Consider the following 16,071-nt stretch of genomic DNA (forward strand, 5'->3'; position numbering starts at 1 on the left):
CGGCGCGGTTCAGGCCTCGTCGGTCGCGATCGTTCCGCCGTACTTCATGAAGACGAACGCGAGCCCGAGCGTGCTCACCATGGCGATGAACGTGGCGATAGTGAGCGCGCGCGCGCCCTCGGGGACGAACACCGCGTCGCTCCCCCCGCCGCCGGTGTCCACCGTCGGGACGTCCTCGCCGACGGCGAGGCCTGCGTGCATGCCGACGTCGGTGTGCGGAACACAGTGGTAGTGGGTGATCCCGGCGTCGTCCTCGGTCACCTCGTACTCGTAGGTCGCACCTTCCTCGTCGACGGGGTCGCCGCTGTCGAGGTCGGCCTCCCCCTCGACGGTCTGGACGTTGTGTGCGCCGCCGTTGCCGGTCCACTCGAAGGTGATCACCGTTCCCGGGTCCACCCAGAGCAGGGTCGGATCGAACGCGAGGCCCTGGTCGCCCGCACCGACGGAGACCGTCACCTCGCTTTCACCCCGGGCGTCCTCGTACGATCCTACGTTCCCCTCCGTGGCGCTCGGCCAGTCGGGCTCTTCTTCCTGTGCAGCCGCCGTCCCCGCCGTCGCCGTCGCCGCGCCGCCGGCGGCCGCCGCACCGCCGGCCGTCCGCATGAACGCGCGCCGCGAGACGTCGTCCGAGCTCATACGTCCCGGTTCGTAGCGACCCGTAGTGAATATGTTGATCCGAACCCGGCGATCCACTTCGAGCGAACCGCGGTCCGGCGTTCCGCGTGGGGCGATTCGTCCCCCGACACGAGCGAGACGGTCGTTCGGGGATCTCGGTACGCCCCGAGAAGACCGCCCGATCGAACGACTACAGCTCCGATCGTTATCTGACCGAATCGAGCAGCAACCGCTGTTCGACCCGCTTCACCTCGTGTTGGACGTCGCGGACCGCGTCGATGTTCGCCGAGATGGAGGAGACGCCCTCCTCGACGAGGAAATCGACCATTTCGGACTTCGAGCCGGCCTGTCCGCAGATGCTGGTGTCCACGTCGAGCTCCCGACACCGTTCGATCGTGTCGCCGATGAGCCGTAACACGGCGGGGTGGAGCTCGTCGAAGCGGTCGGCGACGTGTTCGTTGTTGCGGTCGACCGCGAGCGTGTACTGTGTGAGGTCGTTGGTCCCGAAGGAGGCGAAGTCGATCCCCGCCGCGGCGAGCTCGTCGATCTGGAGCGCGCTCGCCGGCGTCTCGATCATCACGCCCCAGCGGTGCGTCTCGGGGTCGATCCCGGACTCGCGCATGTGGCGTTTCACGCCCTCGAGGTCGGCGGCGTCGTTGACCAGGGGGAACATCACTTCGAGGTTGTCGTATCCCATGTCGATGAGCCGCGCGAACGCGGCGAGCTCCTGGCGGAACGGCTCGGGCTTGTCGAGGCTCCGACGGACGCCCCGCCAGCCCAACATCGGGTTGTGCTCGTTCGGCTCGCCGTCGCCACCCTCCAGCTCGCGGAACTCGTCCGTGGGCGCGTCGATCGTCCGGACCCGAACCGGCCGCGGGTAGAACTCGTCGGCGACCCGACGGACGCCCTCGATGAGCTCGTCCTGATACGCCCGCTCGCCGTGGTCGGCGATGTACTTCTCCGGCGTCTTCCCGAGCGACAACACCATGTGTTCGATCCGGAGCAACCCGACGCCGTCCGCGCCGGTCGCGGCCGCCCGTTCCCCAGCCTCCGGGATCGAGACGTTCACCTTCACCTCCGTCGCGGTCATCGGCTTGACGGGGGTTTCCGGCCGTGCGGCCTCCACCGGCTCGAACTCCTCGCCGGGTTCGGCGCGTTCGTCGGCGCCGGCGCGCACGGTCCCCTTGTCGCCGTCGATCGTGACGTCCGTGCCCTCCTCCAGCACGCGAGTCCCGTTGCCCGTGCCGACGACCGCCGGGACGCCGAGTTCCCGCGAGATGATCGCCGCGTGGCTCGTCATCCCCCCCTCGTCGGTCACGATCCCCGCGGCGCGTTTCATCGCGGGCACCATGTCCGGCATCGTCATCTCGGTCACGAGCACGTCGCCCTCCTTGACCTGATCGAGGTGGTCGAGCTTCGTCACGATCCGGACGGTTCCCGACACGATGCCGGGGCTCGCGCCCAGCCCGTCGACGAGGACGTCAGCCGCCTCCTCGCCGTCTCCCGTCCCGCCACCCGCGCCGCCGTTCCCGTCGGCCGCGGCTCCGCCGGTCGGATCCGCGAGACTGCTCGCGCCAGCGTCGTCACCCGCCTCCTCGCGGATCGTGGTGATCGGCCGCGACTGGAGCATGTACACGTCCCCGTCGTAGATCGCCCACTCGACGTCCTGGGGGGTGCCGTAGTGGTCCTCGACGAGCTTGCCGAGCCCGACCAGTTCCGCTATCTCCGCGTCCGAGAGGACGCGCTCGTTCCGCCGGTCCTCCCCGACCTCGAGTTGGACCGTCTCGCCCGACTCGGGGTCTTTCACCATCTCGACTTTCTTGTCGGCGACCGTGACCTTCTCGACGGTCCCGCGGCCGCGGTCGTACACGTAGTTGTCCGGGGAGACGGTCCCCGAGACGACCGCCTCGCCGAGCCCCCATGCAGCCTCGATCGTCATCTGTGGATCGCCGGTCGAGGGGTGGCTCGTGAACAGCACGCCCGACTTGTCGGCGTCGACCATCCGCTGGACGACGACCGCGATGTCGACGTCCTCGTGGGGGAACCCGCGCTGTTGGCGGTAGTAGATCGCCCGCTGGGTGAAAAGCGACGCCCAGCACTCCCTCACGCGCCGGAGGAGGTCGGCCTCGCGGACGTTGAGGAACGTCTCCTGTTGGCCGGCGAACGACGAGTCCGGGAGGTCCTCGGCGGTCGCCGAGGAACGCACGGCGACGAACGCCTCCTCGCCGTCCTCGCCCATCTCGCGGTAGCTCTCGAGGATGCCCTCGCGGACCGTCTCGGGGAACGGGGTCTCCGTGATCAGCTCGCGGGCGGTCGCCTCCGCCTCCCGGAGCGCCGCCGAGTCCTCGGGGTCCACGTCGACGGCGGAGAACAGCTCCTCGTCGATCTCCGCTTCCTCGATGAACTCGCGGTAGGTCCTCGCCGTGACGACGAATCCCGGCGGGACCGGCAGCCCCGCGCCGATGAGTTCACCCAGCGAAGCCCCCTTGCCGCCGACGGTCCCGATGTCGTCGGCGTCGACGTCGTCCAGCCAGAGTACTGCCATTCGTATATGCGGTGGATCCACGACCCGCCGTATGAATCTTCCGGACCGAAATCCGACGAATAAAAGATTACTCGACACCGAGTTGTCGGCGTCGACTCGGGCGCCGGGGCTCGGGAGCGACCGGCACGTATCGGCGAACCCTGTCGTCCGGCAGCGTGCTTCGCCGGCGGCTCGAACGTGAAAGAGGGCCGAACACGTCGCGGGTGTGACGAACCGACGAACGGTCCGTACGTCGCTTCACGCCTCCGTCCGACCTATACTTACTTCCTGATCGAATATCGGACTCGATCACGTGTTACAGTGGTTGTAACAGCGACGCCCGTGGCACCGTTCCTATTTTCGGCAGTAAACAGCAGTCGCTCTCGTGAATTGAGAGGTGCTGTGTGTCGCTGGTCTTGACACTGAATCTTTACTGCTATTGTTTTTCGTCTCTGTCGGGGTGACAGCAGGCGCTATGAAGCACGACCCGCCACCAGCAATCACCCTCTTTTCGTTAGACTGTCCGAGATACGCTACAGGAGCGTCACCGAACACGAGACGCGGGCCAGCGGAACGGCTAGCTGGCACGATTTCAAACTCCCCCGTGTAGGAGGACGTGAAACCGTGTTCCAGCGAGGCCGAACTGCTGAAGAACACGCGAGCCACGTTGACTGCACCAACGTAGTCCCGATCGGCTTGGAAGCCACAGCGGGTGTTGTCACACCGGAAGTGACCGCCCCACCAAACCTCGAATGCGTGGTCGGGAGACTTCGTGGTGTGGCCCGTGGAACCGCATCGTGGACACGACCGAGACGTGTTACCCGGATGCACTTTCTCCACGTGTAGTCCGGCGATGTCCGCTCGATACTCGATTTTCGATATAATCTCTCGGCGTGCCCAAGACGACAATTCCCACGAGAGTTGACCTTCACCACGAGGCGGTGATAGACTCCGCAAGTCTTCGTGAACAATCGCATCCGCGTCATACACCAACGCGAGTGCGAGGACTTGGTTGGCTACATCGTGAACGAGTTGTTCGCGCTTGTGCCGAATCTTGTTGTTGACTCGCACGTACTCTGCCTGAACGTGCTTGAACGAGTCTGTGTGGTCACGCCTTTCTCGGCGTAGATATGCTAACTTGGAGTTGAGTTGATTGCGTTCCCGATCAAGCCGTTTCATCCGTTCGCGCTCTGTATTCTGGATGAAGTACGGGACAGAGAGTTGTTCTCCATTCTTGTTCACAACAACGGCGGTAGCGTCTTTTCGGAGCCCACCATCAATCGCTAAGATAGTTTCCACGTCGTCTGGTTTTTCTTGGTGTTCAACTTCGATGGGGAACGAGAGTTCGTAGTAGTTGTCTCCAGTTTTCGTCTGTGTCGGGTGGAAGGAGGGTGCGGAGAGACTGCCGTGTTCGAGGAGTTCATGGAACGCTTCGTAACCTTCCAGTTCGTGTTCTGTCCACGTCCAACCACCACGGGTCTCAGGTTTGGGCGTATCGGGCGTTTTGAGTTTGACCGTGAGTGTCTGCGTGTCTTCGTCGTACTCGTATTTGACTGCCTGCCCGCTCGTCGGGCCGTCGTCTGCGGAGTACGGAAGAATGCCTTTCGAGTACGATGGACAGTCCTGCATCTCAAAGTACGACTCAGGGAATCGACCGTGTTTGTCGTAGTAGGAATTGAGTTGTCCGATGAGCAGGTCAACGTACCCAGATTTGATGTATTCCTCTGCGTTCCACAGCTGTTCTTTGATTCGCCGGGTATGGATGCGGCGAATTTTGTGGTCAGGGAGGACACCTTGGATTGACTGGAAGGCTTCGCGTTTGTCGGCGTGACTGCGAAGTGTCTCTCCGACTGTCTGCATCACACAGCGTTTGTACCGTGACGGGAGGTACAGATCAACGTCAGCGAACGCTTCGCCCTCGTCGAAGTATTTCCACGCTTGATACGAGTAATCGGCAACCCCGGTGAGGTGTTCGGGCGTCCAGTATCGCTCGATAAGCGTATTTGCTACGCTCTTCGTGAGTGTGTCTAATCGAGCGTGGCGCTCTTTCTCTTCGAACGGGAGTCGGATCGGGAGTGCGAGGTGACTACTCATTGATTTCCACCTCCGCTTCCACGGTTTCGACTATCCGCTTGCGTTTTGAGGAGCGCATCCCGTACAGTTTGCCTGCGAAACTGGCAACGAGTTGTAGGAGGTCGTCAACGAGTTCATCGTGTGCAGTCTTGTCAGTTTCTTCGTTGATGACCGTGATTTCGACGTCGTACTGGTCGAGGAGGCGTTCGAGGTAGGAGAATCCGAATCGGGTTAGGCGGTCTTGGTAGGTGACGAGGACGCGCCCGTAGTCGGCGTTCTCAGCATCGTCTAAGAGTTTGTTCAGTCCACGACGGTTCTCGTTGAGACCGCTCCCTACGTCGGTGTATTTGTTTTCAATACTCCAACCGTGGTTGTGTGCGTACTCAGTGAGCGATTCGAGTTGTCGGTCGAGGTCGCCATCTTGTTTCTGAGCGTGGCCTGAAACGCGCCCGTAAATGGCGACTTTATCGCTTCTCCGCGGCGATTTTCCTGTGAGTCGTTGAAGTTCAGTGTGTGGAATCCGTCGGTGTCCACCGGGGGTTCGAGAATACTGGATTTGGTCTTCACGACACCACTTTTTGACGGTTTCACGGTGGACTCCAAGTTCGTCTGCGAACTCTCCGACGGAGTACACCTTTGTCATTACTGCTATTTACTGCTGTTCACTACTTAACAATTCTGATTTTTGTAACAGTTACGCAACCCTCGAACGCGACGGGGGAGCCCGTCACGCCCCGACGGGGGAGCCCGTCACGCCTCGACGGGTGGCGTCACGGCTCCGCGAGCCGCCGTCGTTCGTCCCGGAGGAGCCGCTCCCAGAGGCCGAACAGCCGGCTGTCGAGGCCGTAGGCCGAATCCACGCGGGCGACCCAGGCGTCGTCGGCGAAGAGCAGTTCCTGGAACCGCCGGATCTCCGGAGAGAGGCGATCGCGGTCGCCGGCGTAGTACGAGAGCGACTCCTCGCGCGCTCGTTCGACGAGGTCGCCCGGGACCGCGATCCCGTCGGCGCGCGCGGCGTGGACGAACCACTCCAAATGGAGGAGAGCGGCCGCCACGAGGAACCGCTCGCGGAACCCGGAGACGCCGTCGAGCGCGGGACGCCCGTCGACGAGGACGTCCCGCGGGCGGGAGAACCGCGGGGCGGTCGCGGTCACGCCCGCGGCGGCGGCCACCTCGCGGGCCACCCGCCGGAGCCGCCACTCGCCGTACCTGACCGGCGCGAGAAGGCCCAGTTCGTACCACAGTGGCATCCACTCGCAGTAGGGTTCGGAGAAGGCGCCGTCCGCGAGCAGCGTCGTCGCCACCGAGCGCGCTGTCGCCGGCGAGAGGCCGGCCGGGTCTGTCGCCAGCGTCCCCGCGACGCGGTCGCCGTCGACGTCGGTCGCGCCGGGAAATCCCATCCCCTCGGCGACGTGGCGCGTGTAGGCGCGGCTCGCGGCGTACCAGTCGGCGAAGTCCCGGGGCGCGGTCAGTCGGAGGAGGCCGAGGACGGTGATGGCGGCCGTAGGTCCGGTAGCCTCAAAACCGCTCCGGCCGGTCGGCATCGGGCGAACCGGCGTCGTCGGCGTTCGAGTCGGCGTCGGCGGTCGACCCGGTCCCCGCGTCCGCGAGCGCGTCGTCCAGTCCCCACTCGGTCGCCCGCTCCCTCGCCTCCGCGCGCGCCTGCTCTCTGATCGCCGCGATCCGGTCGTCGTCCGCGAGGAACGCCGAGACCGCGTCCGCCTCCTCGCTCTCCTCGTCGGCCAGGCGGTCGGCCGGCGCGGCCTCGCGGGTCCGCTCGGCGAGGTCGGGGTCGTCGGCGAGTTCCGTCGCCGCCGCCGCGGGCGGAACCCGGAGCGCCTCCTCTTCGTGGGCGGCCCGGAGCGCCTCGGCCCCGACTGCGTGCAGTTCGACCCGGTACGGGCCGGGAACCGCCAGCTCGGCGAGGGCGTCCGGGCCGCCGCTGTCGGTCACGGTGTTGTATGCGAGGACCGGCACGCCCCCCTCGAAGGTGAGGACGCCGCGGGCGTCGCCCGCGAGCAACAGCGTCTCCTGGGGGACGATCGTCGCGTATCCGGTCAGCTCCCGGTCGAGCGCGGCCGACAGGGTGGTCCCGACGTCGGAGACGACCCGCGAGCGGAGGAGGTCCCCGCGCGGGATCTCGAGGACCGGCCCGTCCGTCGACCCGCTCATGGGGTGTCGGGGACGACCGCGCTCTTGAACCGCGCCGCCACCGCCCGCTCGTCGCCGTCTCGCACTTCGAGCCGGGCGGCCGCCTCGCGGTACCGCTCCGCCGGCTCGCTGTCGGGCGCGTGCGCCAAGAGCGGTTTTCCCGCGCGCCGGGCCGCCCGGACCACGTCGCTTTCGGGCACCTCCGCGAGCACCGGCCCGCCGAAGTGCCGCCCCGCCTGCTCGGCGATCTCAGCGGCGGGCTCCCGGACCTTGTTGAGCAGCACGCCGGCCGTCTCCGTGCCGTACGAGCGGGCGTACTCCTGGACCTTCAGCCCGTCCGAGAGCGCGGGGATCGTCGGTTCGACGACGATCACGACCCGGTCGGCCAACACGATCGGCAACACCGCCGACTTCGAGCCCAGCGCGGCCGGCGAGTCCAGGAGGAGGACGTCCGTGTCGTGCGCGAGCTCGGCGACGACCGCGCGGAGCCGCGCGGGGTCGGCCGCCTCGAACCCCGCGAGCGAGGTGCCACAGGGGACGACCGAGAGCCCGAACCGCTCGTAGGTCGCCTCCGAGACGTCGGTCGCGGTCCCCTCGATGAGCAGGTCGTGGAGGGTGACCGCCGCGTCGTCGAGCCCGGTGTGAAACAGCAGGTTCGCCATCCCGGTGTCGGCGTCGACGACGGTCACGTCGTACTCCTCGGCGAGCGCCATCCCGAGCGCGAGCGTGCTCGTCGTCTTGCCGGTGCCGCCCTTGCCGCTGGCGACCGCGAACGCCTCGACCATGCCTCTACCACCGTGTCGGTCCGCTAAAAACTGTCCATCCGGGGGTGGACGGTGCGGGTAGTTCGCGGTGTCGACGACGGCGCGACCCCGGGTCCGCGTCCCGCCGCTCCCGAGAACAGCGCTTTTGCGCGTTCGGATCGATACTCCGCCATGGTCGAAACGATCACCGCCGAGGAGTTCCGCGACATGCTCGACGCGGCGCGACGGGGGGAGCGCTCGTTCACCGTCGTCGACACCCGGCCCGCGGAGAGCTACGAGGGCTGGCGGATCCCCGGCTCGATGAACTACGTCTACAAGCCCTTCCACCGGTTCGATCCCGACGAGTTCGAGGCGGCGACCGGGCTCGGCCCCGAGTCGACCGTGGTCACCGTCTGTGCGAAGGGCAAGTCCTCGCACGTGCTCGCCGACGACCTCGCGGCTGACGGCTGGGGGGACGTGTACGCCATTGACGACGGCATGCGCGGCTGGTCGGCGGTCTACGACCACACAGCGGTCCCCCTGCCCGACGCCGGCGACGACCCCCTCGACGTCGTCCAGATCCAGCGCCGCGCGAAGGGGTGTCTGGGGTACCTCGTCGTGGGCGGGCGAGCGGGCGGCGACGACAGCGGCGACGCCATCGCCGATTCCGACGGCTCCAGGGTCGCGGTCGCCGTCGACGTCTCGCGACACGGCGAGGAGTGGCTCGCTGCGGCCGACGAACACGACGCGTCGATCACGGCCGTGCTCGACACCCACGTCCACGCCGACCACCTCTCGGGCGGCCGCGCGCTCGCCGACGAGTTGGGCGTCCCCTACGTCCTCCCGGCCGCGGCCGAAGCGCGGGACGTGGCCTACGAGTTCGAGCCGATCGAACGCAACGAAACCCTCGACGTCGGCGGGATCGACCTGAAGGCGCTCGCGACGCCCGGCCACACCGACGACATGGCGAGCTACCTCGTCGGGCGCTCGGCCGTCCTCACCGGCGACACCCTCTTTACCGACAGCGTCGGGCGCACGGAGCTCCAGTTCGCGGCGGGCGAGGACGGCGAGAAGGGAGACGGCGAGAAGGGAGACGGCGGGGACGGGAACGACGGGACGGCGGACGGTGAACGGGCGAACGGATCGACAACGGCCGGCGCCAGACGCGGCGCGGAGCGGCTCTACGACTCGCTCCACGGCACCCTCCTCGCGGAGCCGGACGACGTCGTCGTGCTCCCCGGCCACTTCTCGGTCGCGAACGACGGGACCACCGGGGACGTGGTTCCGGGCGAGCCGGTGGCGACGACGGTCGGCGCCGTCCGGACCGGGATCGACCTACTCGGGCGGGACCGGGAGCCGTTCGTCGAGGAGATCACGGCGACGCTCCCGGAGAAGCCGCCGAACTACGAGTCGGTGATCGCGGTCAACCGCGGGGTCGAGTCGCCGGACGACGAGGTCGCTGCGACCGACCTCGAACTCGGTCCGAACCGCTGTGCGGCCGAGCCCGTGCCGGAGCCCGAAGCCGACGACTGACTCGGTACTAGCCGTCCTGGAGTTCGGCCTCCCGCAACGCCTCGTTGAGGTCCTCGCGCACGCGCTCGCCGGTCTCGCGGTCCATCGCGGTCGTGACGATCCGGTTCTCCTGAACGCTGGATCCGTCGCGGAGGAGGAGCCGAACGTTGCCGTTCGTGCCCGCGCGCGTCGCCTTCGCGCGCAGTCCCGTCCGCGAGCCGGTGCCGCCGGCGTCGATCGGGCCGGGAACGACCTTCTTCACGTGCGGGTGTTCGGCCACCGTCCGGACCGCCCGCCGGCCCTTCCGGTCGCCGATGAGCGTGGAGTGGGACCCGCCGACCTTCTCGCGCGGCGGCGTCTCGACCACCTCCAGCGCGCGGTCGCCCCGGCGGTCGAGCACCCACTCGACCACGTCGCCGTCGGCGTCCGGCACGCGATAGAACTCGTGGTGGAGCTGTGAGCGCGTCTCCCGGAGGGGTTCGCGAGCGCCGGCGGCGTACACCGTCTCGGGGCGTTTCCGGCGGACCTCGTCGGCGACGCGGCCGGCGAAGTTGCGCAGTTGGACGTGGCTCAGCTCCTCGTCGTCCTCGGGGCGGGTCGTGACTGTCGTCCGCCCAACGACGTCGTCCTCCTCGAGCATCGTCAGCTCCGCGCGCGCGTCGGTGAACTCGACGACGACCGCGTCGCTGTTGGCGGTGTTACAGGTCAGACAGTAGTCCCCGGGCTTCTCCAGTGGGGTCCCACACCGCCGACAGTTCATACCGACAGGGAGGCGCGTGGCGGATAAAAGGCCGTCCGTTCGGGTTCCCGTCTCGGTCGGGACCGTCCCACGGGATCGGCTCGCCGGAGCAACCCATATTAGTCGATGCCGCCCACAGTGGACGTATGGACACCGACCGATCCGACCCCGATGGGGCGAAGGCGGGGCCGGACGAGAACGACGTCGGGTCGGGAGGAACGGGCGCCGGACCTGGCGAGGCCGACGTCGGGCCGGACGATGCGGGAGTCGAACGGGCGGCGGGATCGCACAGCCCCACCGACTCGCTCGCCGAGGAGGCGGTCGACGGGGGGTGGGCGGTTCGGCTCTTCCGGAGCGGGCGGACGAACGCGCTGATCGCGTGGTCGATGGTCGCGGTGCTCGCGGCGACGTTCCTCGGGAGCCTACTCGAGTTCGACCTCCTCTCGATGGCGCTCACCGCGGCCGTCGTCGCGGTCGTCGTCGCCCCCGCCGTCGCGGCGCGCGACCCGCGGGCCATGCTCCCGTGGGAACTGCTCGCGCTCGCGCTGTTGCCCGTGTTGGTCCGGGCGCTCTTCGGAGGCGACCTCGGCGTCTTCGCGGTCTACCTCGCGATCGCGGCGCTCGCGCTCGTGATCACGGTCGACCTCCACATGTTCACCTCGCTTCGGGTAACCAACTGGTTCGCGGTCGTCCTCGTCGTGATGACGACGCTGGGCACCGCCGCGGTCTGGTCGATCCTCCGGTGGAACCTCGACCGGCGCTACGGCACGTCGTACCTGACGACCAACGAGGCGCTGATGGTCGAGTGGATCTACGTGACGCTGGCCGGGTTCGCCGCCGGTATCCTCTTCGACGCGTACTTCCGGCGGCGGGGGGTTCAGCTCCGCCGGATGATCGGACAGGTGGTGCGTCGATGACGCTGCTTCCCCGGCCGTCGGTCCGGCACCAGAAACAGCTCTCCCGGGTGATGCAGGCGGTCCTCGCTGTCATCGTCGTCTACGGCGTCGTCTCCGGCGCGCCGAAGGCGATCTCGAACGGCGGGATCGCGCTGCTCATCACGTTCGTGCCGGCGGCGCTCGAACGCAACTACGAGGTCCCGCTCGACCCCTGGCTGGCGCTGTGGATCACGAGCGCCGTCTTCTTCCACGCCATCGGGTCGGCCTGGTTCTACACGCAGATCTCGTGGTGGGATCACCTCACGCACTCGCTTTCGGCTTCGCTCGTCGCCGGCGTCGGGTACACGACGATGCGCGCGGTCGACCTCCACAACGACGACATCCGGATCCCCGACCGCTTCGCGTTCGTCTTCATCCTCCTCATGGTCCTCGCGTTCGGGGTCGTCTGGGAGCTGTTCGAGTTCGGCCTCGACGTGATCGCCGGCGCGACCGGGGTCAGCATGCCGCTCGCCCAACACGGCCTCGACGACACCGTCCTCGACCTGACGTACAACTCCGTCGGCGCGCTCCTCGTGGCGACGTTCGGTCAGGCACACCTCACCGGCGTCGTAGAGCGGATCCGCGAGGGTTCGGGCAGTTAGTCCCGGAGCGTGAGACCCCGAGGGTGTCGCCGTCGGTCAGTCGAGACACGCCGCGACGACGCGCAACGCGGCCTCGCCGCGGACCTCCTTCGCCAAGAGCGGCACCCGTTTCACGTCGCGTCCGCGGAAGAGGTCCGTCGCCTGTCGCAGCGCCGCCTGCTGGACCTCCCAGCGTCGCGCACAGAACTCACAGCCCTCGGGGTCGGGCTCGACGATCCACTCGGGGTCGACGTCCGCCACGTCGCTCACCCGCTCCATCACGCGGTTGACCACGAGCGTGTTCACCGGGATCCCGAACTCGTCGAGCCGGGCGACGAGCCGCTCCGATTCGACCACGCTCATCTCCTCGGGGATGATGACGACGCGGAAGTCGGTCCGGTCCGGGTCGCGTAACACGTCCCGGAGCCGTTCGATCCGGGCCCGCAGTTCCTCGAGGTCGGCGTCCGGATCCGGGTCCTCCTCCCCGCCGAACATCCCCTTCAGCCCGTCCATCATCCCGGAGAACCGCTGGCGGAGCGTCATCACCCGGCCGATCATCGAGTCCATGATCTCGGGGAGCTGGAGCAGTCGGAGGGTGTGACCGGTGGGCGCGGTGTCGACGACGACCCGGTCGAACCTGGGATCGTCGAGGTACTCCAACAGCTGGCGCATCGCCGCTGCCTCGTCCGCGCCGGGCATCGGCCCGCCGAGCAGCGACCCGGGGGCGTCGGCGTCGTCGCCCGCCCCCGGCATCCCGTCCATCGCCTCCCCCATCCCGCCGAGCCCGCCGAGAGGGTCGCCGTCCGCGCCGAAGAGCCCCTCCTCCATCGCAGCGTCGGGGTCGATCTCGGCGGCGTAAAGCGGCACGTCCTCGTGGACGACGGCGGGCTCCGCGGGCACGTCCACCCCGAAGGTGTCCGAAAGCGAGTGGGCCGGGTCCGTCGAGACAACGAGCGTCGGGACGCCCCCCACTGCCGAGGAGAGCCCGGTCGCGGCCGCCATCGTCGTCTTCCCCACGCCGCCCTTGCCGCCGTACAGCACGTACTCCGGCGCGTCCACGCCCTGCGGGAGCCCGTCGGCCTCGTCGTCGACGCGGTCGACGGGTTCGACGTCGATGTCGTCCATGCTCGACCGTGGCGGCGGCGGGCTTGTGTACCCGTCGGTCCGGATCGCCGGTGAGAGGAGCGTGACGGACCCGGTGGCGTGAAGAGCGGACGGACCCGGTGGCGCGAAGAGCGGACGGACCCGCCGACGAGCGCGCTACGGCGACTCGTCGAGCCGTTCCACGACGGTCCCGAGGTCCGCCTCGGTCTCGATCTCGCGTTTCACCTCCTCGCGCCGACGCACCGCCGCGGAGTCGGCATCGTACGCGCGGACGTACTCCGCGCGGGTGTGCTCGTCGAACGCGTGTCGGATCGCGAAGTAGCCGTCGGGAACGATCGTCCCGCACACCCGACACTCGTGGCGCCGGTGCTCCCGCGTCTGGTGGAGGATCGTCGACTCCACGTCCTCGAAGACGGCGTCACAGCCGTCGATACCGCACGCCCAGGGAACCATACCCCACGGTTCCCCCCGAGGGGATTAACGGTTTCCCTGGGGCCTCGACTGCGGGCGGTCGGGGGTCCGACCCTCCCGTCCGCCGTCGACCGCGAACGATACGCCTTTGGGCGGCTGCGCGTACCTCGGATCGTGAGCCGACCTCGAACGCGCGTCGACGCCCATATCAAGGTCCTCGACGACCGCGTCGTCGCCCGCGCGAAGGAACGCGGGATCGACGCGGTCGTGTACGCGCCCCACTTCACCCGACTGCCGACGATCCGGGAGCGCGCGGCCCGGTTCTCGGACGACGAGTTGACGGTGATCCCCGGACGCGAGGTGTTCACCGGCGACTGGGGAAACCGCCGGCACCTCCTCGTGATCGGGCTCGCCGACCCCGTTCCCGACTACATCACGTTCGAGGGGGCGATGGCGGAGTTCGAACGCCAGGACACAGCGGTGCTCGTCCCACACCCCGAGTTCGCGACGATCTCGCTCACCCGGCCGGAACTTACAGCCCACGATGCCCGGATCGACGCGATCGAGACGTACAACACGAAGCTGCTCGCACACCAGAACCGCCGCGCACGGGACATCGCGGACGACCTCGATATCCCCGGGTTCGGCTCCTCGTACGCGCACCTGTGGGGGACGGTCGGCGAGGCGTGGACCGCCTTCGAGGGGGAGCTTCCCGACGCCGAGGCGGTCGTCGAGGCGTTCCGTGAGGGCCGTCCGCGGACGGTCGTCCACCGCGGCGGCCTCGGCCACCGGCTCCGCGGACTCGTCGAGTTCGGCCACCTCGCCTACGAGAACACCTGGGTGAAGGCCGACCGGCTCTTCCTCTCCGGCGAGGAGCCGACGCTCCCCTCCAACGTCGCCTACGAGGGCCGGTTCGACGACGTGGCCGTCTACGAGTAGCCCGCGGCGACGGAACGGCGGGCCCCTAGAGCCCGAACCCGGCGGTCGCCGACGAGAGGTCCACGTCGAGGGAGACGACGTAGGTGGTGACCGCCCAGAAGGCCGCGATCTCGAGGCCGGTGATGATCACGGTCACCAGGTCGGCGTACTTGCTGCTCGTGGTGACGCCGAACGGTAACGCGAACTCCTTGTCGGAGAGCGGGTGAAAGAGCGCGATCCCGCGGCGGCTGCCGACCAGGTCGAGGACGTAGTGGGTCACCACGCCCACCCAGACGAAGTGAAGATTGTTGAAAAAGAACGGGTACGCGAGGACGATCGCGAGCACCGTGAGGCTGTGGAGCGTCTTCCGGTGTTTCCCGAAGGCCGTGTCGACGTCGGGGAACAGCGCCCCCAACACGATCGGAACCGTGATCTGGACGATCTTTCGGGCGGTGTCGACGTCGACGCCCGGCTCCAACACGAAGCCGATCCCGACGGCGAGGAGCAGCGCGTTCAACACGTGGCCGCGTTTGTTCATGTCCCGGTCTCTCGCGGCATCCACTGAAAAGGCACGGATCGAGACCGGTCGTCCGCTTCGGCGTCTGCCAGCGTCGAAAGAGCCACGGGGTGCGCTCCCCAGGGACCGACATGGAGTACGAGGAGCCGAAGTTCTTTCACGTGATGAAGTACGGCATCGAGGCCGACCGCGACGTCATCGACATGGTGAGCGGCAACCCCGACTGGGAGCCGCCGACCGCCCTGCGGGAGGCCCTCTCGGCGTACGCGGAGCTACCGCCCGCCGAGTTCCAGTACCCGCCGAGCGAGGGGATCCGGGACCTCCGCGAGGCGATCGCCGTCCGACGGGGCGTCGACGTCGACCGGATCGTTCTCACGAACGGGACGGGCGAGGCGAACTACCTCGGGATGGCGCGGGCGCTCGAACGCGACGCGGGTTCGGAGGCGTTGCTCATGGACCCGGTCTACCCGTACTACCCCGGGAAGACGGAGTTGCTCGACAGCGAGCCGACGCTCGTCCCGACCGAGCGCGACGGCGGGCTCGACGTCGACGCGGTCCGCGAGGCTGCGAGCGAGGGGACCGCGCTGATCGTCCTCAACACGCCGAACAACCCCACGGGGGCGGTGTACGACATCGGGAAGGTGCGCGAGGTCGTCGAGATCGCGGGCGAGGTCGACGCGCTCGTCGTCGTCGACGAGGTGTACGACCGGTTCGACCACACCGGGCGCTTCGAGTCGGCGCTCTCGCTCGGCTCCGACCGGGTGGTCGTCACGAGCGGCTTCTCCAAGTCGATGGCGATCACGGGCTTTCGCGTCGGCTACGCGATCCTCCCCGACGAGCACGTCGGCCCGGCGAAGACGCGGCACATGCTCGTGAACGTCGCGGGCTCGCGACCCGCCCAGTACGCGGTCGCACACGCGTTGGAGGCGACCGAGCCGGCGTACTACGCGGAGGCCCGCGAGCGGCTCTCGGACCGGATCGACGCGTTCACGGGGGCACTCGACGCGGCCGGCGCGGAGTACGCGCGCCCGGACGGCGGCTTCTACGTGCTCGCGCGGTTCGACGGGTTCCCCGGGACGCTGGAGAACGTGAAACGGCTGATCGACGAGGCGGGCGTCGCGGGGATGCCGGGCGACACGTTCGGGACCGCCCGCGACGACTGGATCCGGTTCGCCATGGTCACCCCGCGGTCGCTGGAGGCGGCCGAGCGACTCGTCGACTACTTCTCGGGGGCGTGACCGGCCGGTT

At 68.0% G+C, this 16,071-nt stretch carries 16 protein-coding genes; 5 read left to right on the forward strand and 11 right to left on the reverse strand.

The genetic code is table 11. From position 1 onward, the window contains the following. Positions 1-9 precede the first annotated feature (9 nt). The 7 genes from DQW50_RS03090 to DQW50_RS03120 all read right to left on the reverse strand — a co-directional run bounded on the left by DQW50_RS03090 (position 10) and on the right by DQW50_RS03120 (position 8,148). Positions 10-636 carry a halocyanin domain-containing protein gene (locus tag DQW50_RS03090; protein WP_112077846.1) on the reverse strand — a complete coding sequence of 209 codons (627 nt, stop codon included), beginning with the start codon at positions 634-636 and terminating at the stop codon, positions 10-12. 184 nt (positions 637-820) lie between these two features. Continuing rightward, entirely contained in the window at positions 821-3,160 is a 2,340-nt protein-coding gene (gene ppsA, locus DQW50_RS03095; RefSeq protein WP_112077847.1) for a phosphoenolpyruvate synthase, read from the reverse strand. 333 nt (positions 3,161-3,493) lie between these two features. Next, on the reverse strand, positions 3,494-5,233 hold the full coding sequence (locus DQW50_RS03100) for a zinc ribbon domain-containing protein (protein ID WP_198664588.1): 1,740 nt from the start codon (positions 5,231-5,233) through the stop codon (positions 3,494-3,496). Continuing rightward, positions 5,226-5,855 (reverse strand): IS607 family transposase, encoded by a 630-nt coding sequence (locus DQW50_RS03105; protein WP_112077848.1) that lies wholly within the window; start codon positions 5,853-5,855, stop codon positions 5,226-5,228. The genes DQW50_RS03100 and DQW50_RS03105 overlap by 8 nt, the downstream gene beginning before the upstream one ends. A gap of 127 nt (positions 5,856-5,982) precedes the next feature. Further along, positions 5,983-6,612: a hypothetical protein gene (locus DQW50_RS03110; protein WP_112077918.1), complete on the reverse strand. Its 630-nt coding sequence runs from the start codon at positions 6,610-6,612 to the stop codon at positions 5,983-5,985. A gap of 118 nt (positions 6,613-6,730) precedes the next feature. Next, positions 6,731-7,384: a hypothetical protein gene (locus DQW50_RS03115; protein ID WP_112077849.1), complete on the reverse strand. Its 654-nt coding sequence runs from the start codon at positions 7,382-7,384 to the stop codon at positions 6,731-6,733. Then, entirely contained in the window at positions 7,381-8,148 is a 768-nt protein-coding gene (locus tag DQW50_RS03120; protein ID WP_112077850.1) for a P-loop NTPase, read from the reverse strand. The genes DQW50_RS03115 and DQW50_RS03120 overlap by 4 nt, the downstream gene beginning before the upstream one ends. Positions 8,149-8,298: 150 nt before the next feature. Here DQW50_RS03120 and DQW50_RS03125 point away from each other — a divergent pair, with 150 nt between their 5' ends. Next, positions 8,299-9,639, forward strand: a complete 1,341-nt coding sequence (locus tag DQW50_RS03125; protein WP_112077851.1) for an MBL fold metallo-hydrolase — start codon at positions 8,299-8,301, stop codon at positions 9,637-9,639. 7 nt (positions 9,640-9,646) lie between these two features. Here DQW50_RS03125 and DQW50_RS03130 read toward each other — a convergent pair whose 3' ends face one another. Then, positions 9,647-10,378 (reverse strand): DUF2103 domain-containing protein, encoded by a 732-nt coding sequence (locus DQW50_RS03130; protein WP_112077852.1) that lies wholly within the window; start codon positions 10,376-10,378, stop codon positions 9,647-9,649. Between the two features lie 125 nt (positions 10,379-10,503). Between DQW50_RS03130 and DQW50_RS03135 the strand changes: the two genes are divergently transcribed. Both DQW50_RS03135 and DQW50_RS03140 read left to right on the forward strand, forming a co-directional pair. Then, complete coding sequence (locus tag DQW50_RS03135) at positions 10,504-11,274, forward strand: hypothetical protein (protein WP_112077853.1); 771 nt, start codon at positions 10,504-10,506, stop codon at positions 11,272-11,274. Continuing rightward, the gene (locus DQW50_RS03140) at positions 11,271-11,894 is read left to right on the forward strand and encodes a hypothetical protein (protein ID WP_112077854.1); all 624 of its coding nucleotides are present in this window, start codon (positions 11,271-11,273) and stop codon (positions 11,892-11,894) included. The genes DQW50_RS03135 and DQW50_RS03140 overlap by 4 nt, the downstream gene beginning before the upstream one ends. Positions 11,895-11,930: 36 nt before the next feature. Here DQW50_RS03140 and DQW50_RS03145 read toward each other — a convergent pair whose 3' ends face one another. Further along, on the reverse strand, positions 11,931-12,998 hold the full coding sequence (locus tag DQW50_RS03145) for a TRC40/GET3/ArsA family transport-energizing ATPase (protein WP_112077855.1): 1,068 nt from the start codon (positions 12,996-12,998) through the stop codon (positions 11,931-11,933). 135 nt (positions 12,999-13,133) lie between these two features. Next, entirely contained in the window at positions 13,134-13,430 is a 297-nt protein-coding gene (locus DQW50_RS03150) for a hypothetical protein (protein WP_112077919.1), read from the reverse strand. 132 nt (positions 13,431-13,562) lie between these two features. Between DQW50_RS03150 and DQW50_RS03155 the strand changes: the two genes are divergently transcribed. Next, a complete protein-coding gene (locus DQW50_RS03155; protein ID WP_198664589.1) occupies positions 13,563-14,327 on the forward strand; it encodes a PHP domain-containing protein in 765 nt (254 codons plus the stop codon). Positions 14,328-14,352: 25 nt separating this feature from the next. Here the strand turns inward: DQW50_RS03155 and DQW50_RS03160 are convergent, their stop codons facing one another. Further along, positions 14,353-14,844 (reverse strand): metal-dependent hydrolase, encoded by a 492-nt coding sequence (locus tag DQW50_RS03160; protein WP_112077856.1) that lies wholly within the window; start codon positions 14,842-14,844, stop codon positions 14,353-14,355. 110 nt (positions 14,845-14,954) lie between these two features. On the opposite strand from DQW50_RS03160, the gene DQW50_RS03165 reads away from it, so the two are divergent. Continuing rightward, entirely contained in the window at positions 14,955-16,061 is a 1,107-nt protein-coding gene (locus DQW50_RS03165; RefSeq protein WP_112077857.1) for a pyridoxal phosphate-dependent aminotransferase, read from the forward strand. Positions 16,062-16,071: the final 10 nt, after the last annotated feature.

The organism is Halorubrum sp. 48-1-W, from assembly GCF_003287355.1.
Taxonomy (GTDB): Archaea; Halobacteriota; Halobacteria; order Halobacteriales; family Haloferacaceae; genus Halorubrum.